Origin of the sequence: Spirulina subsalsa CS-330 (genome assembly GCF_028330765.1) — a bacterium.
Lineage (GTDB): Bacteria > Cyanobacteriota > Cyanobacteriia > Cyanobacteriales > Spirulinaceae > Spirulina > Spirulina subsalsa_A.
Genome location: NZ_JAQMTY010000050.1, coordinates 1 through 23,746, shown reverse-complemented (window position 1 = coordinate 23,746; position 23,746 = coordinate 1). Strand labels below are relative to the sequence as shown.

Sequence of the window (23,746 nt, the reverse complement as noted above, 5' to 3'; positions counted from 1 at the left end):
GTAAGCCTCGTAGGTGACGAAAGTCAGGGACAGATTCGAGGCAGGAGAGTAAGGGTAGTTCCATGAGGATATCCCAAGAAAATACTAGAGATATCCTCATTATCATTTTTCTCTCATCACAAGGAATCAGCCCTACCCTTAAAAAGGGGGATTTAGGGGGATCAAACGCAGACGAGGCCAACATTGGAACGTTATGTATAAGCAGTAGCTCCTGGGGGAGAGGGTTGGGTGAGGGATTGTATAACTGAGATGCACTCAAAAAGAATCCCCCTGGCTGCCAAACTCAACGGATTCAGTGATTTAACCTCAGAACAGGCAAACAGTGCGATCGCAATTCTCAGCACCAGTAACCTTGATTCACTAGCATGGAACGATGACAGGGTTGTCCACCCCTGGATTCATTCTGCGGCTTTTTCCCTTCCCCCCTAAAATTATGGCTTCGATTAAAAAACGCGCCGTTCGCGGTGCAACCTGGGTCTTATTTGGCTACGGAGCACAGCAAATGCTCCGCTTCGTCAATAACCTCATCCTCACCCGTCTGCTCGTCCCGGAATTCTTTGGGCTGATGGCCCTCGCCACCACCCTCCGCATGGGCTTGGAACTCTTTTCCGATGTGGGCGTGAATCAAAGCGTCGTCCAGAGTCCACGGGGAGAAGACCGCACCTTTTTAAACACCGCTTGGACAGTGCAGGTGATTCGGGGGCTAATTTTATGGGGGGTTTGCCTCGCCCTAACGGTTCCCGCCGCTAACTTTTATGGTGATCCTAACTTGCTCCCTCTCCTGCCCCTAGTCGGGTTCACGACTGTCTTGGATGGTGTTCGCTCCAATGCATTTTTCACGCTCAATCGTCGTTTGGAGGTGGGGAAACTGACGATGCTTGAACTGGGGGCGAATGTGTTTGGGCTAGCGGTGATGATTACTTGGGCGTGGCTGAGTCCGAGCATTTGGGCCCTGGCCCTAGGGGGGTTAGCGGGAACGCTGTGTAAAACCATTGGTAGTTATCTCTTTTTTAAAGAGCCGTTACCGCGTTGGCAGCTTGACCGGGAATCCTTAGAGGAATTGGCCTCCTTTGGGCGGTGGATTTTTGTGGCGGCAATCATGATGTTTTTGGCCGAGCAGTCCGATCGCCTCATTTTGGCGAAGTTGCTGCCGTTTTCTGTGTTGGGGGTGTATACGATCGCCTACACGATGGCGAATATTCCCCGCAAACTTTTAAAACGCCTCAGCACGAAGGTCATCTTCCCGGCCATTTCCCAAAATAACGAACTCCCCAGAGCGCAACTGGTGCGCAAAATTCAGCGACAGCGGTGGCCGTTGTTGTTAGGGTCTGGGCTAGGGGTGGCGATTTTTATGGCGTTTGGGGATTTGGTGATTTTGGCGCTCTATGACGATCGCTACGATCAGGCGGCCTGGATGTTGCCGGTTTTGTCGGTGGGGATCTGGTTTGCGGTGCTGTTTTATACCCATAGCCCGGCGTTGTTGGCGGTGGGCAAGCCGGTGTACAACGCCTACAGCAATTTTGCGAGTTTGTTGGTGATGGCGGTGGGTGTGCCGTTGGCCTATAGCTGGGGGGGGTTGCCCTGGGCGATCGCGATTATTTCCTTGAGTGATTTTTTCCCCTATCTGGTGTCGTTGTATGGCTTGAAGCAAGAGCAAATGCTCTGTTTGCGCCAAGATTTTCTGAGTACGGTGTTTTGTGTGGGGATGTTGGGGGTGCTGTTGGCGCTGCGCCATGGGGCGGATTGGGGAATGCCCCTCGATCTAATGTTTGAAACCTATTATTAAGCTAGGGCCCAAGCTTAGACGGCGGAGGAGACAAGCGTGATCAAGGGATATCGGTGGAGTGGTGTCGCGATCGCAGTTCTCCTGATGGCCTTGATCTGGCGGGGGGGCTGGCTCTGGAGTGTGGCATCGATGTCTACTCCGACCGCCCCGATTCAGGTGTATCCGGTGGATGCGACGCTGGTGGCGGTGGAGTTTAACCTCGGTGCTGTGGTTCACGCCCAGCAAACACCCTACCAAGCGGAACCGGGCGATCGCATCGTGGAACGGGATGATCAGCCCTGGGTGCGGCGCAATCAAACCCTCATCGGTAACCTCGTCGGCCCCAATCACGATCTCCTCTATGGCTTTGATCGCTACGAGGGCGATCGCCTTGACCCCAACTGGGCCGACCAAAGCAATCACTATCGCCTCGCCTCCGAAAATGATCCGAACTATCGCCAAGCCCGCCAACCGGGGGCCGTCTTTCGCAAAAGCAAGCCGACGGACATGGCCCAACTCAGCCGGGGCGAACTGGATTGGCCCGTGCGCCATCGGCTCTATCTCCGCTTTTCCCAGCCGTTAAGCGTTGGCAAAACCTATACCCTGTCCTTTGAGCGATCGCCGCTGGCCTTATCTGCGGTCACGTTCCGCTACAATCCCCAACGGCAATGGAGCGAGGCGGTGCATGTGTCGCAGTTGGGGTTTCGCCCCGATGATCCGGTGAAGGTGGGGTTTTTGTCGTTGTGGGTGGGTAATGGCGGCCCGTGGGACTATCCCGATGGCTTAGGGTTTTCGGTGATTGATCAGGGGAGCGATCGCATCCAATTCACCGGCCAGGCGCAATTAACCAAAGGCGCGACGGAATCCGAAGATCCCCGCGATCGCAACTATACCCTCACGAACGTTTACAGCCTCGATTTTAGTGACCTGCGCCGCCCCGGCTGCTATCGTCTCTGTGTGGCAACGGTGGGCTGTTCCTTGCCCTTTGCGATCGCCCCTGACATTTGGAAAACGGCCTACCGCACCGTAGCCCGTGGTTTTTACCATCAACGCAGCGGCATCCCCCTCACCCAGCCCTACACCGACTGGACACGCCCCCGCCCCTTCCACCCCGACGACACCCCCATCTACCAAGCCCGCACCACCCTGATGGAAACCACCATGGGTATCGGAGAGGAAAGTGTGTTTGACGCGCTGCAAGCCGAAACCAGCAAAACCCCCGTGCCGGAAGCTTGGGGGGGGTATTTTGATGCGGGGGATTGGGATCGGCGGATTCAGCACCTCGAAGCCACCCGCCTACAGTTGGAACTCGTCGAAATTGCGCCCCGCATTACCCAATTGGGATTGAACATTCCCCAGGACTACCCCGGCCTGCCCGACTTGGTGAATGAAGCCCTGTGGAATCTGGACTTTTTCCGCCGCTTACAACTGCCCAATGGGGGCGTGCGTGGTGGGATTGAATCGAGTTCCCATCCCCATCGCGGTGAAGCCAGTTGGCAGAATACCCTGCCGACCTATGTGTATGGGCCGGATCTGTGGTCGAGTTATGTCTATGCGGGCGGGGCGGCTCAGATCGCGACGATCCTGAAGGATCGCGCCCCTGACTTGGCCCAAACCTATGGCCGCAGTGCGATCGCTGCCATGACCTACGCCGAAGCCGCCCGCACCGATCCCGCCGCCGCCCACGGCTTAAACCCCCTCCCCCACGCGGTCAACGATGCCCGCAACCTCGCCGCCGTCGAACTCTACCGCCTCACCGGAGAATCCCGCTGGCATGATCTGTTTCTGCAAACCACGGTATTTGATGATCCCGACGCGCCAACCATGCAATGGGCTAGGCATCATCAACGGGATGCGGCCTTTGTCTATGCCCGTTTGCGCGATCGCTCCGTTGACTCCCGCGTTCAACGCCAGGCCCGCCGAGCACTAATTAAAGAAGCGGATATCGTCCTGGCCTTTTCCCAACAAACGGGCTTGGGCTGGGCGAAGGATGATCCCTATCAGCCCATCGGCTGGGGCAGTAGTTTTGGCGCTCCGAAAGCGATCGCCCTGATTCGGGCCCATGTGTTAACGGGTCAAGCGCAGTATTATCGAGGTGCGATCGCCGTCAGTCAATTCGCCCTCGGAGCCAACCCCGACAACATGACCACCATCACCGGCCTCGGTCATCACCCCCCCCAAAACCCCCTGATCATTGATGCCCGCATCCAAGCCCAAGCCCCACCCCCCGGCATCCCCGTCTACGGCCCCCTCGATGTGGTCAAATACAGCCATTACTGGACATTCGACCGCCTCCGCCCCGTCACCTTCCCCGACCCCAGCCAATGGCCCACCACCGAGGCCTACTTTGATATTTTTCTCTTTCCCGCCGTCACAGAATTCACCGTCATGCAGTCCATGGGCCCCACCACCTACGCTTGGGGCTACCTGGCCGCCACCGATCCCCCCGGCTAGGACAGCAATTCTGATCCAACCCCTTGCGGATAGTTTTGGAGCATGCTCAGGACTAGCCGGGGTGGATCGCGTGGGCCGCTTGGATGCCCGTCACGCTCCCAAATACCCCAGCGACCCATTGACCGGATTGCCGCAGTTCATTCCTTTTCATCAGAAAATCTAAAAATTTAAGGATGACGATCGCCCATGCTGAAGTTGATTGCTTTGCGTTTCATGTTAGGGGCCATGCTTGTTGTGGGGCTGCAACCCGTCCCAGCCAGCGCAGCAGAGAATTACCCAACGTTTTTAGAGTGGTGTGAGCAGCAAGGGGAAATTCACCCGGAGGCTCGTAAGACGGTGCAGGCGGTGATGGCGTGGATTGAGGTGGAAACCTGTCAGGAGGCCGAGGCGGAATTGTTGGCGCATCGGTCTCTGGAGGTCAGCTTTGCGGCGGTGCGGGATCTGCGACCCATTGCCACGTTGACGCATTTGGAGATGTTGACGTTGATCGGGAACAGAATTGAGGATCTTAGTCCCCTGACGACGCTGCACCAGTTGATCACGCTCAACGTTGGCAATAATGCGATCGCGGATTTGTCGCCGCTCCACGGCATGACCCACTTGCAATCCTTGACCCTAACCGGCAACCAAATCCAAGACCTGCGCCCCTTAGCGGGTTTAACCCAGTTAACCTGGCTCAGTGTGGATGATAATGACCAAATCGCCGACTTAACCCCACTCCGGGCCATGTCCCGGCTTTACACCCTTCAGGCCGAGGGCAATCAGATTCAAGATCTGACCCCTCTGGCTGCATTGCCCACCCTGGCTGAACTGTTCCTGCGAGACAATCAGATCGACGATGTATCCCCCTTGCAATCCCTACCGCTCACCGTTGTGAATTTGGATGGTAATCGGATTGCTGACTGGAGTGCCTTGGGGGCGATCGCGTCCTTAACGTTGATTTCCGCCGATGATAATGCGATCGTTACCCTCCCCGACCTCTCCGGATTACCCCACCTGACAACCCTCAGCCTCCGAGGTAACGCCATCGAAAATCTCACCCCCCTCCAGACCCAACCAAGCCTACGGTGGCTCAGACTTGATGCCAACGCGATCCAAGACATCACCCCCCTCGCCCTCTTGCCCAACCTCCAGACGCTCTCCCTCAACAACACCGCCCACATTAGCTACCATGACGGCCTCAAAACCCAGACCCTTGCGGGGACGAATGCCATCACCGATCTCAGCCCCCTCCAAGCCCTCTCCAATCTTTCCGACCTCTCCGTACAGGGCAATCACGTCAGCGACCTCACCCCGCTAGCATCCATGGACAGCTTGCAACTGCTCGATCTCGCCCAAAATTACATTACAGATATTCAACCCCTCGCCTCACTATTCGCCCTCAACACGGTGAATCTAGCAGGCAATCCGATCAGCGAATTCAGCCCCCTTGCCCACCTCACCCCCCTGAGCCTCGACCTCAGTTTTACCCCCCTCACCGATCTCCGCCAACTGCCAGTCGCCCCCCTGTATCGCTTAAAACTGCGGGGTAATGGCATCACTGATTTAACCCCCCTGAGCCAGTTTCCAGAGTTGATGGAGTTGGATCTAAGCGCGAATCAGATTACAGATCTGTCGCCCTTGGCCAAGCTCAGCACCTTGCATGATCTTGATCTGGGCAGTAACCAAATCCGCGATCTCCGTCCCCTCGCCGCCCTACCGAATCTACATATCCTTAATCTTTTTGATAATCAACTTGAGGATATTAGCCCCCTCGCCACAGTGCAAACCCTCAATGAGCTATCCCTTGCTTTCAATCGCATCGAGGATGTGCGCCCCTTGGCTGGGTTAACTCAGCTTTATCAGCTTTCGCTGGTCAACAATGATCTGCGCGATGTTAGTCCCTTGGGGTCATTGGTGAATTTGGAGTCGCTGTATCTAGACGAAAATCAAATTACCGATCTTCAGTCCCTGAGTTCCCTGACGCGCCTCGATGAATTGACGGTGCGGGCTAATCCGGTGGCTGATCCGGTGTGTCCTGTGGTTCCTGAGACGATTTGCCAGTTTTGAGGGGGGCTAGGATGGGGGAGATGAGGCGCGATCGCGCGCAGCCGCAACCATCTCCGGCGTTTTCCGGGGGATTAACGTTGGCTCATCAATAATCTCCTGTCCCCCAAGGCGAATCGAATAGGCAAACACCATGTAATACACCCAAAAAATATTTTCCCCCCGCATCAGCAGGCTTTCGGTGATGTTGTACATGAAGAAAAACGTAAAAAACACCAACGGGCCAAAATCCTCCGGGGTATTGGTCACATAAATCCGCTTGATCGCCCGCATTAAAAACACCCCCAGACTAATCACAAAAAAGATCAGCCCCACTACCCCCACCTCCAAGAGCAGATCCACCACGCCATTGTGGGCATGGGGCGGCGCATAGGTTCCAGAGAGTAGATTTATCGGCGGCACACCCACCACCGCGATCCCTGCTTCGCCTGGGTAGATGGATTTTTTATCCCAAAATACGCCCCGTGCATAGCCCAGCCAGGGCCGTTGGGCCAAGCGCATAAAGGAATAGCCCCAAATATCTGTGCGGCCCGTGAGGGTAGGGTCACGCCCTAACCCGATCATAATTGCATCCCAGTTACTAAAAAATACGGTTAAGCCTGGTACAGCAAGCCCAAAGAGTACCGAAAAAATCATCACCATGACTAAATTACGCCATCGCAACGTCCGTAACAAAAACAGAGCAATCACCAAGACAAAGAAAATAATCAGCCCGGATTTTGAGGTGGTCATCAAGGTGACGAAGAGGGACAGGCCTAAGCCAGCAGCGGCCCAAATGCGGTTATAGGTGGGGTCAAAGAGTAAGGGTAAATGGGCCGCCGCGCTCAGGGTCATCATTGTCGATAACTCGTTTTTTTGGGGATAGATGCCTTTCCAGGCCCCGGCAAATTTATCGTTGCGGTGCATCCCGGCGGGCATGGTAAAGGCCCAAATCGTGCTGAGGAGGGCGGCTACTTCGAGGCCCCAGGACAGGAGAATGACCTGTTTGCGCAGGGGGAAGCGGCCTGCAATATAGAGGGCGAAGGACATCATGTAGAGGATTTCGCGCACCTGGACGTTGGTGGTTCCGGGCATTTCTGACCAGCTAAAGGAACAAAAGGAGAGGGCATTGAGGGCCAGGAGCGCGAGATCGCCACTGAGGACGTAGAGGGTGAGTTGCCAGCGCAGCGTTAGCATGATCATGGACATCATGAAGACCCCATAGCGCACGAGACTATCTAAGCTGCCACCGATGACGGCTTTGAGGCTGCGGGTAAAAAATAAAATCCCGACGATCGCAAAGGTAATTTCTGCAATTTCGATCGCTTTCTCACGGGTCAAGGAAATGCGCAACATATGACAATGAGGGGAAGGGATCAGGAGAAAGTTTGTCCGATTCTAACCTGTTCGATCGGGGCTGGTAGGGAGGGGGGAGGGCGATCGCATCAAAGCGTTAGAATGCGAGCAACAGATTGAGACTGTGGCCATGGGTTTTCAACTAAATGCACCCTTTGAACCGACGGGAGACCAACCGAGGGCGATCGCTGAACTCACCGCCTCGCTGACCCAGGGGCATCGCCTCCAAACCCTCTTGGGCGCGACGGGAACCGGCAAAACCCTGACCATGGCCCATGTGATCGCCAATCTCGGCCGCCCCACCTTGGTACTGGCCCATAACAAAACCCTGGCGGCGCAACTGTGCAACGAACTGCGGCAATTTTTTCCCGATCACGCGGTGGAATATTTCATCAGCTACTACGACTATTACCAGCCCGAAGCCTATATTCCGGTCAGTGATACCTACATTGAAAAAAGCGCCTCGATTAATGAAGAAATTGATATGTTGCGCCACTCGGCGACGCGATCGCTCTTTGAACGGCGCGATGTGATTGTGGTCGCCTCGATTAGTTGCATCTATGGGTTGGGGATGCCTGCTGAATACCTGAAAGCCTCGATCCCCCTGCGAGTGGGGGAAGAATTCGACCCGCGCCAACTGTTGCGGGCCTTGGTGACGGTGCAATATACCCGCAACGATGTGGAACTGAAACGCAGTAACTTTCGCCTCCGGGGGGATGTGTTGGAAATCGTCCCCGCCTATGAAGACCGGATCATTCGCCTTGAATTTTTCGGGGATGAGGTGGATAGCATTCGGTATCTTGACCCGGTTTCGGGGGAAGTGCTGCAAAGTCTATCGGGGGTGAATATCTACCCAGCGCGGCACTTCGTCACCCCCACGGAGGCGATCGAACGGGCTTGCCACGATATTGAAACCGAACTCGCCGCCCAACTGGATCACCTCACGGCTGCCGATAAACTCCTCGAAGCCCAACGCCTCAAACAGCGGACAAATTACGACTTGGAACTGTTGCGGGAAGTGGGCTACTGCAATGGGGTGGAAAACTATTCGCGCCACCTGGCCGGACGGAATCCGGGCGATCCGCCGGAATGTTTGATCGATTATTTTCCCGATGATTGGCTGTTGATGATTGATGAATCCCATGTGACGGTTCCGCAGTTGCGGGGGATGTATAACGGCGACCAAGCGCGGAAAAAGGTGCTGATTGACCACGGGTTTCGGCTCCCCAGTGCGGCGGACAATCGCCCCCTGAAGGCGGATGAATTTTGGCAGAAGGTGCGGCAATGTGTGTTTGTGTCGGCCACGCCGGGGGATTGGGAGCTAGAGCAATGTGAGGGGCGGATCGCGGAGCAGATTATCCGGCCGACGGGGGTGATTGATCCGGAAATTTTCGTGCGGCCGACGGTGGGCCAGGTGGATGATCTGCTGGGTGAGATTTGCGATCGCGTCGATCGTCAGGAGCGGGTTTTGATTACCACCCTGACGAAACGGATGGCGGAGGATTTAACGGAGTATTTTCAAGAGCGATCGATCCGGGTGCGCTATCTCCATTCGGAAATTCAGTCCATTGAACGGATCGAGATTTTGCAAGGGTTGCGGGATGGGGAATTTGATGTGTTGATCGGGGTGAACCTGTTGCGGGAGGGGTTGGATTTGCCGGAGGTGTCCCTGGTGGCGATTATGGATGCGGATAAGGAAGGGTTTTTGCGGGCAGAGCGATCGCTAATTCAAACCATCGGCCGCGCCGCCCGTCACATTCGCGGCCAAGCGATTCTCTACGCCGACAATATGACCGGCAGCATGGAACGCGCCATTTCCGAAACCAACCGCCGCCGCGCCATCCAACAGGCCTACAACGCAAAACACAACATCACCCCCCAACCGATCGCCAAAAAATCCCAAACCAATTCAATCCTAAATTTCCTCAACATTTCCCGCCGCCTCAACGCCCAGGAACTCGCCCAAGTCTACAACGCCCAGGACGAAATCAGCCTCGAACAACTCCCAGAGGTGATCCAACAACTCGAAGCCCAGATGCAAGACGCGGCCAAGGCGATGGAGTTTGAAGCAGCGGCGAAATATCGAGATCAAATTAAAGCCCTGCGCGATCGCCTCCTGGGGCGTTGACGGTCTCTGTTAGGGACTAGTGCAGCGTCAATGCCAAGAATTAGGATGTTTGTAGGGTGCTGTTAGCGAAGCGTAACGCACCGTCACGTTGAGTGTTGGACATTCAATACAATCCGAATATTATGTCTTGACTCTGCACTAGGTACGATGGGATCGCGCCCAGTCCCTAGCCGTTGGACAAGCCGCTACACCATTTCCACCACGCCCATCATGCCCAGTTCTTCATGATCCAAAATGTGGCAATGGTAAACGGTACGACCTTGATAGGTGCGAAACGGAATCCGAATCCGGACGGTATCCCCTGCCGCAACGAGAACCGTATCCTTCCAAGCGGGAGGGGTGAGGGGCTGGCCGTTGCGTTCGATCACTTGGAAGCGGTTGGTGTGGAGGTGGAAGGGATGATCCATGATGTCGATGTTTTGGATTAGCCAATCTTCCGTTGTGCCGACGGTAACGGTGGTGTGGACGGTATCCCCTTGGAAGGCTTGGCCATTGATTAAAAATGCCATGCCGTGACCGGGATTCATGCCGTGATGGAGGCGAAATTCGCGGGTTTGGCTCGGTTGCGGCAAGGAGTCAACGGGGATTAGGGCGGGGGGGAGGGTGAAGGGGGTGGGGGATGTGTCGGTGTAGGTGAGGGTGGCGAGGACGGTGGGGGTGTTGGGATCGGATCTGCGTCCCATCATGCCCATACCCCTACCCATGCCCATACCCATGCCCATCCCGCCCGCCGTGCGTTGGTAGGGTTCGTTGATTAGGGAGTAGGTGGTGCGATCGCGATCGCCTTGGATCAACAGATCCGCCCGCTCACCGGGGGCCAGTAAGAGCCGATCGAGGGTCTGGGGTTGGGCCAGGGAGCCGCCGTCAGTGGCGATCAGATGGAAGGGATGATCCTCTAGGCGTAGGTTGTAAAACTTGGAGGTGGCGGCGTTGACGATCCGGAGACGGAGCCAGCCTTGGGGCGCGATCGCCAGTTGGGGCTGAACATGACCGTTAACCGTATCGATCGCCCCTTCTCGGCCAATCATTTGCGCACCATGATGGGGCTGGGCAAAACGTTCCCCATCCTCAATACCCGCCGGATCAAAATCTTTTAACACCAGAAATTGTTCCGGGATGTCTACACCGTTCTGCTGCAAGAGGTCATCGAGATCGCCCCGCACAACGATTAACCCCCCCAGCCCGGCAAAAATTTGCTGCGCCACATGGCCATGCAAATGGGGATGGTAATAGGCCAGGGTAGCGGGGTGATCCGCCGGAATTTCAAAATCATAGGTGAAGGTGTCGCCGGGTTCGATCTGCCGAAAGACGTTATCACCGCTTCCGGTGGGGGGAATGTGCAGACCGTGAAAATGGAGGTTGGTGGGGGCGGGTAAGCGGTTGGTGAAGGTGAGTTGAACGCGATCGCCGGGCTTCACTTCTAACCGTGGCCCCGGACTTTGTCCGTTATATCCCCAGATCGCCAGGGCTTGATTCCCGGTGTTGAGCGTGCCGGGTTCGGCACTGAGATCAACGGCTAACCGTCCGTTTTGGCTGGTGAAGACTGGGGGCGAGTCGGGTAAGGTTACCGGCAGGGCGTTGACGGAATTAGAGGGGCTGGAGGTGGGGCGCGATCGCGCACATTGGCTTAAGAGCACCGCACCAAGGGCGCTGCCGCTGAGGGTAAAAAATTGTCGTCGTTGCATTGCTGCTCCTTCCTAATCAGATCCAAATGTCAGGGGTAAATGCTTTGCCCCTAGGAATCCTGTTGATGTTCGGCGAAAACCGTGGGTTCTGCATCGTCGCTAAACCCATACACCGCATAGGGTTCGCGCATATCCCCCACTTCCATGCCCGGAGAACCGAGGGGCATCCCAGGGGTTGCAATGCCGGTGATGTCGGGACGTTCAGCCAAGAGGCGGATCACATCCTCGGCGGGGGTGTGACCTTCGATCACGTAACCAGCCGCGATCGCAGTATGACAGGACAGTAAATCCTCCGGAACGCCATACTGTGCCTTGATCGCGTCCATATCCTCCGTGATGTTATCTTCCACATCGAAGCCGCGCGATCGCATATGCTCCACCCAAGCACCGCAACATCCACAGGTCGGACTCCGATACGAAACAACGGTCACATTTTCCGGTGCTCTGGCGGTGGAACTGGCAGCATCGGAGAGGGTCGCAGGATTGGTGCAGGCGGTTAACCCCAGACTGCCAATCACAACCCAACCGATCAACAGTCGGGTGGTCGCAGTGGTGAACGTGTGAATCATGGGCGTAGGTTCCGAAACGAGCGGCAGAACAACAGAAACTGAATCTTGAATGATGATTCAGATCATAAACCCTCTAGTCTAGTGGAGGGTCAAGGGGCCGAGAGAATCCGGTGAGATCCGTTGCCCTGTATTTCTATCCCCTCAACCGTCTATTTCTGCATCTATTGCTGTGGCTCTGCCCAGTTAAGTTTTTTTCACGTTTAGCATCACCCCTCAACACACCTGATACACTGCCATCAGGTGTTTTTTCCTCTATCCGTCAACGGAGGCCATTTTTATCAGTTTTTGGGTCTGATTTTAAAGTCTGGGGAAGGGTGCGATCGTGCCCAACGTTTCAATCTGGATTGTTAACGCTTGTAAAGTCATTATGAATACTCATCGTCAGTTGAAAATTTCAAAAATCATAGAGCAACGTCGCCCACTAGCCAACAGCATCGAACGCTCCGAAAAAAGTCTACGAACCTTACTTGACAAGCTAGAGCAACTTGAAGCTTGCCAACAGTACCTATTACCCAAAGTTGAAGGTGAAATATTAGGAAAGCTACAAACGATTAATGTTCGCAGCATAATTAATAGCATTGAAAGTGAGTTTGGCAATCTCAGCAAACTCAAAACGAGATTTCTGCGCAATACTCTTAATATTGGAGTCATTGGACGAGCGGGGCAAGGGAAAAGTCGATTGCTACAAAGCTTATCAGGATTAAGCGCTGTAGAAATTCCGACAGGTGATCGCTCTCACTGTACTGGGGTGCAAAGCACCATTTGTCATAGCTCGAATGTTGAAACTTATGGTGAAGTATTGTTTTATTCTGAGCGTGAATTTCTCGATGCAGTTATTTCACCCTACTATCAAAAGCTAAGTCTAGGAGTAAAGCCATTTAGTCTTGATGAATTTAAGCGCAAGCCTTTACCTACTTTATCTGAGGAACTATCAAGAAAGGCTGTCGAGGGGGCTATGTATAAACATCTCCACAAGTATCATGAACACTTCGATGAATATCGGCCTTTTATTGGTCACATAACACCTAAGCGCATTAATCGACAGGAAATTCGTGAGTATGTAGCACAAGATAACCAATCAGGAGAACAAGTTTACTTTAAATACCTTGCTGTTAAGGAAGCCAAGATTTTTTGCTCATTTCCTAACTCGGATGTTGGTCAGGTAGCTCTAATTGATATGCCAGGGCTAGGAGACACAGGTTTAGGTGATGATGAAAGGCTGATTAAAATTCTAAGTCAAGATGTTGATCTCGTGTTATTTATTCGTTTGCCGAGGCCACCACGAGAGTTTTGGTCTGATGTAGACGTAGAACTCTATGACATTGCAAAATCGGCTTTGACTGAGATTCCACTAGAAAAATGGTCTTTTTTAGTTCTGAATAGATCTCTGCCTGAGTCTCCGATTGGCGATAATGGTATCTACTGCCGAGATTTAGCGAACTCTCGCCATGATAAAAATATCCGTGTTGCAGACTGTATTACTGCTAACTGTGCAAATTCAGATGATGCTAATTCTCAAGTTTTAGATCGTGTCTTAGAGTATCTAACGAAACATATTCAAGGGTTAGATCAAGAATATTCACAATTACAACAGGATCGAATTTTGCAGATTCATGAACGAGTGAATATTGAGCTTGAAAAAGCGCGTTCTGTCTTAGGTAGTGTTACACCTAAAAGTGATTGGTATTCCCTCTTCATCAGCCTATTCGATAAATTATGGCAGGAGGATTTAACTACGGGTTTAGAAAGGAGATTACAAGAGCTTTCTAATTTAAGAAATATGCCCAATGAAGATTTCCAAAGGGAAGTTAATAAGGTTATTCAATCCTGTGAAGAAGATCCAGGAATTCCTTCTGAAGAAGAGATTGAGAAGCGTGGATATGCAGAGGGAGGTTTAGGGGCTGCCTATGATAAATTGTTGAATGAAGTCCGCTCTCACTTCTCGAAGCAGTTCTTAATGCTTGATGAAGGATTACAAGAAAGCTTAGAACGAGTAAAGACTGAAGTAACGGAAGTCTTGATTTGTAGTGGGTTAGGTCGTTTGAGTCAGTCAAGAGGTAGTATTTTTCTTGCAGAAATAGCAGCAATGATTCCTGATGAGATGTTGAATCAACCGAGTGAGATCAAGTATGGTTTTAATATTCTTGTTTCGTTTAATCTACATTATCGGGGATTGATACAACATCGAATTCGTCAGCATTTAGATGATCTTACACCCAATAAAACGACTCTCCGACTCTCACCCAATCCATCCGCCTCAGATGTAGAGGAATGTTTACGTTCGTTGCAAGCTGAAGCGATTTATAAATGTGATGCTGTTCTTAATGATCTCCTGGCAGAGCCAAATCAAGCAGCATTTGCTATTGTTGAGGAGTTTGTAGATCGCGTCTTACGGGCAAAATCTGCAAAAAATGAGTGGCGTGTGTTTTTAGAAGGAGTGCGTTCGGAGGTTTGGCCAGAGGAGTTTGAAGCATTGGGAGAGCAAACCCAAATGCGTCGAAAGTGGTTAGACTCTGTGCAGAAAGTTACAGAGGCCAATGAATTAAGTCAATTAAAACTTTTGAACTAAGTAAAAGATAATGCACGAGTTACAAGTCACAATGCTAGGCCCATCCGGAGTTGGAAAAACTACTCTACTAACAGCGATGTATGATCAGTTTGAAAAAACAATTGGTACTACAGATCTGCAATTGACTCCAGATAATGACAGTGCTAGCAGACTTCAAAGCCGACTCAACGAGTTAAAATGCTTACTTGATGTTTTTGAAGCTAGATGTAGTACTGTGGGCATTAAAAGCAGCAGTAGTTCTGATCTTGCATTACTTCGTCACTTCTCTTTTGATTTGGGAAAAAGAGGAAAGCCTCCTGTGTTAAAAATCAACTTTGTTGATTATCCTGGAGAGACACATACAACAGGCACTCCTCAAGAGAAAGAACGTATTAAGGGTCTTCTTGTGAACTCTGTTGCTGTATTAATCGCCATTGATACACCTTACTTAATGGAGCAAAATGGTAAGTATCACGGAGATAAAAATAAGCCACAGTTAATCAAGGAGCTATTCAAGCAAACATATCAAGATCTTGATTCACCAAGATTGATCATTTTTGCTCCAATCAAATGCGAAAAATATGTACAAGATTCAAGGTCAGCTAAGAAGCTTTTAAAGCAAGTTGAAGAGGGATATTCTGAATTAATTGAATTCCTAAAAAGTGATGTTTTTATCAACAAAGTTGTTGCTGTCATTACTCCAGTTCAAACTGTTGGTGGTGTTGTCTTTTCAAAAATGACATATGGAGATCGAGAGAATAAAAAAGATCCCTATCTCTATTTTCGTAAAGTGAGTCATGATGCTGAGTATAGTCCTCAAGATAGTGAGCAGCCATTACGTTATCTACTGAGGTTTTTACTTAAATTGCATATCAAGCATAAAAGCCGTGGTTTCTTTGGTTTTTTGCGTTCTATTTTTGGAAATGATGAGATTTTCCGACAATCCGTGACAGAGTTTGCAAAAGGTTGTAAGTCAGATGGAGCATTTAAGGTTTTGCAGGGTCAACAGTTAATTTAACAATTAATTTTTTGGGGAATTAAAATGTTATGAAGATATTCTTTCAGAGTCGTGGTATCTCACAAGATAATGGTTTTCGATGGCTTAAAAACGATGAACATCTAGAAGAACCATCCCAAGAATTGCTCAAAGAATCAGTGAACTTTGATTCCCTAATTGATAGCGAATCTTATTCAATTATTCTGAAACAGAAAAATCAGAAATTGTTTCTACTTATCACTGCTATGCAAGCAGAAGAACGTATAGATTTTATGGGGCGTAGAATTCGTAATTCTGTATTGTGGATTGCAAAACGTGAGGAAGAAGAAAAAATCTGTTCTCTGCTTGTTCAAGCCTTAGAAAACCCAAAAAAATTTAGTCAGGATATTGACCAAGTAGTATCTCTAGGTGGGCAATATGAATTTACTGTTGATTTTGAGAAATTGAATAAACTAGCACTAGTTGACTTCAAAAGAATTAGTGAATCAGGTTCCAGCGAAGAAACTTGTAAATTTTGTCGTGATAGTGAAGTATCAAGAAAAGAATTAGCGGAGAATCTAAGGCAGGAAAAATTTCCGCAAAAAGAGAATCTGTTGCTCTTGACAACCATTAAAAATGAATTATCCTTAAAAGAGATTGCATTCTGGAGAGCTTTATCTAAACAAGTAGACCCGGAAAATTGGGTTGCTTTTACTAAAAAAAAACCGGAACTGGAAACGAATGCGACGAAAATCAGCATAATCAGCGGAATTCTACTACTGTGTATAGGGCTGATACTCAGCCTTTTACTGAACAAAACACCTCAGATTCCACAGCCGAAACAACAAACTCCCAATCAGCCCCAAGAGCAGATATTGATCCCCCAGCAAAAACCACTGAAGAATTCCTCGATCACACCCTTGGAGAACTCAGCAGATTTGAAGCTATTAGAAACTTTAGAAACTTTGGAGAGTTTCAAAGACGAGCCAATAACTTGCAGCAAAGCGAAAGAAATGAATTATTGGTTATCGCCATGTTTATGGAATCTCGAAAAGAGCTAGAGGGGAAAAAAACTCTCAATCTTCAGGAACAGGAGTTACTCAAACAAACCAATCAGATTTTACGGGATTTAATTCGAGAAGTTGAAAATCTTTATCCTAAGTCAAAAAATTTGGTTGATGATTAATGTAAGCTGACCTGTGCGCAGCCCAAAATGTCAAAAGCAGCACTCAACTCTTGCCCCCCGCCGATGCTAAACCGGGGTTGTATTTGTTGCCGGCCACGGCATAGGATGGGCGCGATCGCACCCCCTCAACTCTAACCCTCCTCCGCATCCATGATTGCTTGACTGTCGAGCATTAAGAGGGTGCGCAGTTGGTCGGTGTCGAGGGTGGTGAGCCATTGCTCGCCCGCATCGACGGTTTGTTCAGCTAGTTGTTTTTTGCTTTCGATAATGTCGTTGATCCGTTCTTCGAGGGTTCCGGTGCAGACGAATTTATGAACTTGGACATTGCGCTGCTGACCGATGCGGAAGGCGCGATCGGTGGCTTGGTTTTCCACGGCGGGATTCCACCAGCGGTCAACGTGAAACACATGGTTGGCGCGGGTGAGGTTTAACCCCGTCCCCCCGGCTTTGAGGGAAAGCAGGAAGATTTGCGGGCCGTTGGTGTCGCTTTGGAAGCGATCGATCATTTCCTGGCGTTGGGCGCGGGGGGTGGAACCGTAGAGGAAGAGGACTTCGGTGTCAAGATGGCGGCTGAGGTAGGCTTGGAGGAGTTTGCCCCATTCGGCGAATTGGGTGAAGATGAGAGCGCGATCGCCCTCGGCAACCACTTCCTCTAACATCGCATGGAGGCGCAATAGTTTCCCCGATCGCATCCCGGTGATCAGCCCTTTTTCGCCCAAATATTGCGAGGGGTGATTGCACACTTGCTTGAGGCGCGTTAACAGCGTCAAGATCAAGCCGTGACGCTGAATCCCCTTGGCCGCTTCAATATTTTCTAACGAGGTATCAACGAGGTGTTGATAGAGTTGAGCCTGTTCCGCCGAGAGACCACAATAGACGGTCATTTCCTGCTTTTCGGGCAGGTCTTGGATGATGGTTTTGTCGGTTTTGAGACGGCGAAGGATGAAGGGTCGCACCAGAGAGCGGAGAATCTGGAGGGAATTGCGATCGCCATACTTCTCGATCGGGGTGGCAAACCGTTTTTGGAAAAACTGCTGATCGCCGAGGAAATTCGGATTGAGAAAATCGAGAATTGACCACAATTCCGTGAGGCGATTTTCTACCGGGGTTCCGGTTAAGGCAATGCGGAAACCCGCCTTCAGGTGGCGCACCGCTTGGGACTGCTTCGCCTGGGCATTTTTGACGTTTTGCGCCTCATCCAACACCACCCCCGACCATTTCACCTGCTCCAGGGTTTTCACATCCCGATACACGAGGGAATAACTGGTCAAGACCAAGTCTTTCTTTTGCACCGTGAGGACGAAGGGCTTCCCTTTTTGACGTTTTTCGCCGTGATGTACCCAGGTGGAGAGGGTGGGGGCAAATTTTTGAATTTCCCGCTCCCAATTGCTCAGCACTGAGGTCGGACAAACCACCAGGGTGGGCTGATTGAGGGCTTCGGTTTCTTTTAAATGGAGGACGAAGGCGATCAATTGCAGGGTTTTCCCCAAGCCCATATCGTCAGCCAAACAAGCCCCCAAGCTCCATTGTTCCAAGAACGCTAACCAAGTCATGCCGCGAATTTGGTAGGGGCGGAGTGTGCCGTTGAATTGTTCCGGTTGAGGCAGGGGAGCGATCGCGGTATTGTCCACCAACGCCGCGATCAACTCTTTTAACTTCCCGGTGGCGGTAAAACTGACCACGGGCAATTTTGCCAACAGTTGGGCTTCTCCGGTACTAAACCGCAGGGCATCTTCCACGGTCAGGTCTAAATTTGTGTCGGAATCAACACTCAGGATCGCTTGGGCCGCCCGCACATCCGCCGGTTGGAGGGCGAGCCATTCCCCGTTCACTTCCACGAGGGGCGATCGCTGATCGAGCAATTGCTCAAACTCTTCCGGGGACACGGTTTGCTCCCCGATCGCCAATTCCAAACTGTAGATCAACGCAGTTTTTAACCCCAAGCGCTCGCCGCGCTTACTGCGCACTTTGGCGGTGATTTTAATCCCCAAGCGTTTCTCCCCCGCCCCCGGTGCGAGGCCGGGCGGCAGCAGCACCGTCACCCCCATGTCCTGGAGTTGCTGCACCCGCGCCCGTACCAGTTCGTAGGCTTCAATCGGGTTGAGCAAACAGCGCACCGGCTTGGCATCGGTGAGGCTGGCGCGGATCGGGTCGTAGACTTTGGCCGCTAGTCCGAGGCCGCGCAGGAGGGTTTCTTGGGGATCTTCGAGGACTTGATCCTGCACCGTAAGCTGATCAACGGGGTTTTTCCAGATCGTCTCGGCATCGATCGCACAGTCCACAGCATGAATCGAGCAAAGGGTGTAGTTCAGTTTCCAATCCGTCTGTCCCCAGGCCATTTCGCCGGGGGTGGGGGGAATCAGGTCGAGGCAGAGGCGGAATTGATTTTGGCTGAGTTTTTCCGTGGCGGGGGTGGCGATCGCATCTTGCACGGGCGATCGCCAGGTGGTCAGCACCGTATCCAAGCGCCGCAGGGCTTCGGGGGTGGTGTCCACCTTGGCCTGTTCCGGTTGTGCCAAGGCGTGGAGCCAGGGTTGCGCCAGGCTCTCCCGCTGGCCCGACGGCGCAAACGATACCCAAGGCCGAATCTGGGCATCCGCCACATAACTTAAAAAATTCAACACCACCGTTTGGGCATCAATCCAAGGGTCTTTGCGTTTCGGCTTCGCCCAGAGGGTTTGCTCCGTGGCATAGGCGCGACACAGACCCGGCATCGCCTTCGCAAACATCGTCAACCGAGCCTGATCCACCGCACTATCCAGCAACGGATACCATCCCGCTGTTTGATCCAACACCCCCGGCAACACCTTACCCCGCGCCAACAAATCCAAACTCCAGCGGTACAAATGCGACCAAAACCGCAAGGCATCCCCCAACGAGGCTTTGCGCACCTGAAACGAGTTGAGGGGGAGATGGCGCAGGAAAAGGGCCGCCTCGGCAGCGGGGAGCTTCACGCCCTCCACTTGCCACCAATGCAGGGGTAACTTGCCAATATCGCTAATGTCTTGCTCATCTCCCGACAGCACCGGCAACAGTTCAGCGGAGTCCGACCGCGAACGGCGACGGGCAGAGGGGCGATCGCCTCGACTCGGTAGCGCAAAAATTTCCCGACAGATCGGCAGATCCGTTGTTAACTCAGCGGGCCAAAAGGAGCGCGATCGCACATAATCCTGTAATTTCGGGCCCGACATTGCCGCCGGATGGGTCGCCACCTCCACCGGAGCTTCCGTCCGCGTGGGAGCCGCCAAACGCCAGGTTTCCCCCCATAGAAAGAAATAACTCTCCGAAGGCTTGCAAATCCAACTCCCATGTAAAATTGCCATCGTTGCTGTTGCCAGTCGTTTTCTAAGGTATTGCGGAAGAGTACCAACCCCTGCGCCATTGTCTCAGGGCGAGACTAAAGTGCTAGGATTGCCTACAGAAGAAGGAAATATGAAGTAAGAAAGGACAAGCACACAAGATGCAAGAATTTAACAAGTCGATATCCTTCGATGGACGGGATATTCGGCTCCAGACTGGACTACTTGCTCCGCAGGCTGGTGGCTCAGTACTGATTCAATCTGGAGAAACCGCAGTTTTAGTCACCGCAACACGCTCTACCGGTCGGGAAGGCATTGACTTTCTCCCCCTCTTGGTTGATTACGAAGAAAGACTCTATGCTGCGGGTCGGATTCCAGGGGGATTTCTGCGCCGAGAAGGCAGACCGCCCGAAAAAGTAACCTTGACGAGCCGTTTAATTGACCGTCCGCTGCGTCCCCTATTTCCCCAGTGGCTCCGAGATGATATTCAAATCGTCGCCACCACCCTCTCAATGGATGAGCAAGTTCCGCCGGATATTTTGGCGGTCACGGGTGCATCCGTTGCTGTCATCTTGGCACAAATCCCGTTTTGTGGCCCAATGGCAGCCGTGCGAGTCGGGCTTGTAGGGGATGATTTTATCATTAACCCGACGTTTAAAGAAATTGAAGACGGCGATTTAGATTTAGTCGTGGCCGGAACCCCGGACGGCGTGGTGATGGTGGAAGCGGGCGCGAATCAATTGCCAGAACAGGACATCATCGAAGCGATCGAATTTGGCTACGAAGCCGTACAGGATCTGATCGCGGCCCAACGGGAGTTAATGGCGGATCTTGGGCTGGAATTAGTCCAAGCTGAAGCCCCCGTCACCGATTCTGCCCTGGCGGACTTTGTCGCAAAACAGGCCACCAAAGGGATTGAAGGCGTGTTGCGTCAGTTTGATCTCGGCAAACCCGCACGGGATGAGGCCTTAGATGCGATTAAAGCCGCCGAAGTGGTGGAAAAAATCGCCACCTTGCCCGAAGATGACCCGGTGCGCGTTGCCGCCGAAGCCGATGGGAAGGCCGTGGGCAAAGTGTTTAAAGCCCTGACCAAAACCCTGATGCGCCAGCAGATCATCAAAGATGGGGTACGGGTGGATGGCCGCAAACTGGATGAAGTGCGGCCGATCAGTTGCCAAGTGGGGGTGTTGCCCGCCCGGGTGCATGGGTCGGGTCTGTTCCAACGGGGGTTAACGCAGGTGTTGTCCCTGGCGACCTTGGGCACGCCCAATGATGCTCAGGAAATGGACGATCTCCATCCGGACACCCAGAAGCATTACCTCCACCATTACAATTTCCCCCCCTATTCCGTGGGAGAAACGCGACCGATGCGATCGCCCGGTCGTCGGGAAGTGGGTCACGGGGCGTTGGCGGAGCGGGCGATTTTGCCGGTCTTGCCCTCCCGCGATGATTTCCCCTATGTGCTCCGGGTCGTCTCGGAGGTGCTGTCTTCCAATGGGTCTACCTCCATGGGTTCCGTTTGTGGCTCGACGCTCGCTCTGATGGATGCCGGTGTGCCGATCACAAAACCCGTCAGCGGGACAGCGATGGGGTTGATCAAAGAAGGGGATGAAGTGCGCGTCCTGACGGATATTCAAGGCATTGAAGATTTCCTAGGGGACATGGACTTCAAAGTCGCCGGGACGGAGAACGGGATCACCGCCCTGCAAATGGACATGAAAATCACCGGTCTGTCCATGGATGTGATTAAACAAGCCGTGGAACAGGCCCAGGCCGGACGGCTCCATATCCTCGAAAAAATGCTGGCGGTGATTGATACCCCCCGCGCCGAACTCTCGCCCTACGCGCCGCGACTCCTCTCGATCAAGATTGATCCTGACCTGATCGGGTTGGTGATTGGGCCAGGGGGCAAGATGATCAAGGGCATCACGGAACAAAGTGGAGCCAAGATTGATATTGCCGATGATGGCAATGTCACGATCTACTGTAATGATCCCGAAGGCGCAGCGATGGCCAAGCGGATTATTGAGGGGATGACTCGCAAGCTCCACGAAGGCGAGGTGTATTTCGGCAAAGTGACCCGGATTATCCAGATCGGGGCGTTTGTGGAAATTCTGCCGGGGAAAGAGGGGATGATTCACATTTCCCAACTGGCGGACTATCGTGTCGGCAAAGTGGAAGATGAAGTGGCCGTGGGCGATGAAGTGGTGGTGAAGGTGCGCGAAATTGACTCGCGGGGCCGGATCAACCTGACTCGTCTGGGGATTCATCCGGATGAAGCGGCTGAAGCACGGTCAGCGGCGGGCTAACTCGGCCCATCCGTTGGCATGACTGAACCATGGCCGATGTGAGTAAAAAAGCAAGGGGCGATCGCTTCTTGCTTTTTTGTGATCGAGGCAGCGATCGCCCCTCCTGGCCAATCTGAACCCTTCCCCCCTGGGGGGGTATCCCCTAATGCCTTACCAGATCAGGCGTTGTCTCTATACCCCCTCTTGAGTCCACCGAAAGAAACGTGCTATCTTAATGAGGTAAAGATTTATAACACCCCCCTAAACCGTTGTTTGAACTCACTTGGTTCTTTCTTGGTGTTGACTTGGATGCGCCTCACACCACCCCCGTCAAACAAAACCGCTGGCAAGCCTTTGGCTGGGCCTGTTTCCTCGTTTCGGTGCCTGTGTTTATCCAAGCGCCCTTAGTCCGTTGGTTTCCGGTGCTGAGTTTGTTGTTAACGGGAGGGCTGTGGGTGTTGGCCTGGTGGCTATCCGCTCGGTATCCGCAACGGTGGTGGGGCGATCTCGTGCAGGGGTTTAGTTGGAGTTGGCTGGCGGGATCGCTGTATTGGGGGTGGTGGCGCAGTGAACCGTTGATGCATCTGCCCATTGAAGCGATCGCGCTTCCGATTGCGATTTGGGGCATTCGTCACGGTTGGGGCAAGATTGGCCATAGCTTCTATCTCGGCTCGTTGGTGGGCACAGCGATCACCGACGGCTATTTCTACCTCACCGACTTGATTCCCTATTGGCGGCAGGCCATCGATGCCCCCCCGGAAAGTATTTCGATCATCCTGCGTGAAGCCGTGGCTAAGATGGAAACCCCCTGGGGGCTGGGCTGCGCTCTGCTGTTGATTGGTTTATTGCTGGCGTTGGGCTGTGTGCCCTTGAAACGCCCCTCCCTCGCCGCCTGGGTGTTTAGTGGCGCGGTGTTGAGTACCCTCGTGGTGGATGGCTTGTTTTGGGCTTCGGTGTATTTTGTGCTCTAGGATGGCGCGATCGCCCCTTGGCCAACCTGAGCATTCCCCATCAGATTAAACACACCCTTCGATGTAGCCCACTTCCGGTAAGCGACCGGCCCGAATCATCGTGACGGTTCCGGTGTCATCGGTTTCAAAAATGACCCGGTAATCCTGACTAGCGTCCTCTTGGGGGACAAAAATTAAATACTCGCCACTGGGGACATATTCGTGGGGTTCGCTTTCAATTTGGCCTGGGTACAGGTTGCGAATTCTCTCGGCACTGTCACCCACCTGAGCGCCGCTGAGGGTTGTCATCCCGGCGGCGAGAACTTCCACCCGTGCGATCGTGCCGTCTGTCACCATGACGGAAACATCCTCAAACCCCTCAATGGTGTAGTACAAGCAGCCGTATTCCTCGCCGCCGCTGGATCTTTGGGTGAAGGTTTGGCCGGTCGCCGCTTCGGCAGCGGCGATCGTCATCCCAACTTGGACGGGGCCGAGGCCAGTGGTGGTGATTTTAGTG

General features: G+C 52.7%; 14 protein-coding genes. 9 read left to right on the top strand and 5 right to left on the bottom strand.

Going from position 1 to position 23,746, the window contains the following annotated elements; translation table 11 throughout:
• The first annotated feature begins 433 nt into the window (after positions 1-433).
• The 3 genes from PN477_RS03470 to PN477_RS03460 all read left to right on the top strand — a co-directional run bounded on the left by PN477_RS03470 (position 434) and on the right by PN477_RS03460 (position 6,268).
• Entirely contained in the window at positions 434-1,786 is a 1,353-nt protein-coding gene (locus tag PN477_RS03470) for an oligosaccharide flippase family protein (protein WP_272116726.1), read from the top strand.
• Positions 1,787-1,822: 36 nt separating this feature from the next.
• Positions 1,823-4,219: a glycoside hydrolase family 9 protein gene (locus tag PN477_RS03465; protein WP_272116725.1), complete on the top strand. Its 2,397-nt coding sequence runs from the start codon at positions 1,823-1,825 to the stop codon at positions 4,217-4,219.
• 186 nt (positions 4,220-4,405) lie between these two features.
• On the top strand, positions 4,406-6,268 hold the full coding sequence (locus tag PN477_RS03460; RefSeq protein ID WP_272116724.1) for a leucine-rich repeat domain-containing protein: 1,863 nt from the start codon (positions 4,406-4,408) through the stop codon (positions 6,266-6,268).
• A gap of 6 nt (positions 6,269-6,274) precedes the next feature.
• Here PN477_RS03460 and PN477_RS03455 read toward each other — a convergent pair whose 3' ends face one another.
• The gene (locus tag PN477_RS03455; protein ID WP_272116722.1) at positions 6,275-7,600 is read right to left on the bottom strand and encodes an O-antigen ligase family protein; all 1,326 of its coding nucleotides are present in this window, start codon (positions 7,598-7,600) and stop codon (positions 6,275-6,277) included.
• A 130-nt stretch (positions 7,601-7,730) separates the two neighbouring features.
• Between PN477_RS03455 and uvrB the strand changes: the two genes are divergently transcribed.
• Complete coding sequence (gene uvrB / locus PN477_RS03450) at positions 7,731-9,728, top strand: excinuclease ABC subunit UvrB (protein ID WP_272116720.1); 1,998 nt, start codon at positions 7,731-7,733, stop codon at positions 9,726-9,728.
• Positions 9,729-9,913: 185 nt separating this feature from the next.
• On the opposite strand, the gene PN477_RS03445 is transcribed toward uvrB, so the two are convergent.
• Positions 9,914-11,413 carry a multicopper oxidase family protein gene (locus PN477_RS03445; protein WP_272116718.1) on the bottom strand — a complete coding sequence of 500 codons (1,500 nt, stop codon included), beginning with the start codon at positions 11,411-11,413 and terminating at the stop codon, positions 9,914-9,916.
• Between the two features lie 50 nt (positions 11,414-11,463).
• Positions 11,464-11,982: a DUF411 domain-containing protein gene (locus PN477_RS03440; RefSeq protein WP_272116716.1), complete on the bottom strand. Its 519-nt coding sequence runs from the start codon at positions 11,980-11,982 to the stop codon at positions 11,464-11,466.
• Between the two features lie 367 nt (positions 11,983-12,349).
• On the opposite strand from PN477_RS03440, the gene PN477_RS03435 reads away from it, so the two are divergent.
• The 3 genes from PN477_RS03435 (at position 12,350) to PN477_RS03425 (ending at position 16,567) form a co-directional block, all read left to right on the top strand.
• Positions 12,350-14,551 carry a hypothetical protein gene (locus tag PN477_RS03435; protein ID WP_272116714.1) on the top strand — a complete coding sequence of 734 codons (2,202 nt, stop codon included), beginning with the start codon at positions 12,350-12,352 and terminating at the stop codon, positions 14,549-14,551.
• Between the two features lie 76 nt (positions 14,552-14,627).
• Complete coding sequence (locus PN477_RS03430; RefSeq protein ID WP_272146984.1) at positions 14,628-15,548, top strand: hypothetical protein; 921 nt, start codon at positions 14,628-14,630, stop codon at positions 15,546-15,548.
• Positions 15,549-15,577: 29 nt separating this feature from the next.
• Positions 15,578-16,567, top strand: coding sequence for a hypothetical protein (locus PN477_RS03425; RefSeq protein ID WP_272116710.1), 990 nt, complete (start codon positions 15,578-15,580; stop codon positions 16,565-16,567).
• Positions 16,568-16,823: 256 nt separating this feature from the next.
• On the opposite strand, the gene PN477_RS03420 is transcribed toward PN477_RS03425, so the two are convergent.
• Complete coding sequence (locus tag PN477_RS03420) at positions 16,824-20,015, bottom strand: DEAD/DEAH box helicase (RefSeq protein ID WP_272116708.1); 3,192 nt, start codon at positions 20,013-20,015, stop codon at positions 16,824-16,826.
• Between the two features lie 137 nt (positions 20,016-20,152).
• Between PN477_RS03420 and PN477_RS03415 the strand changes: the two genes are divergently transcribed.
• Both PN477_RS03415 and PN477_RS03410 read left to right on the top strand, forming a co-directional pair.
• On the top strand, positions 20,153-22,300 hold the full coding sequence (locus tag PN477_RS03415; protein WP_272116706.1) for a polyribonucleotide nucleotidyltransferase: 2,148 nt from the start codon (positions 20,153-20,155) through the stop codon (positions 22,298-22,300).
• A 284-nt stretch (positions 22,301-22,584) separates the two neighbouring features.
• Positions 22,585-23,250, top strand: coding sequence for a DUF3120 domain-containing protein (locus PN477_RS03410; RefSeq protein ID WP_417158745.1), 666 nt, complete (start codon positions 22,585-22,587; stop codon positions 23,248-23,250).
• Between the two features lie 45 nt (positions 23,251-23,295).
• Here PN477_RS03410 and PN477_RS03405 read toward each other — a convergent pair.
• The coding region (locus tag PN477_RS03405; RefSeq protein WP_272146982.1) for a hypothetical protein at positions 23,296-23,746 on the bottom strand (451 nt) is incomplete at its 5' end.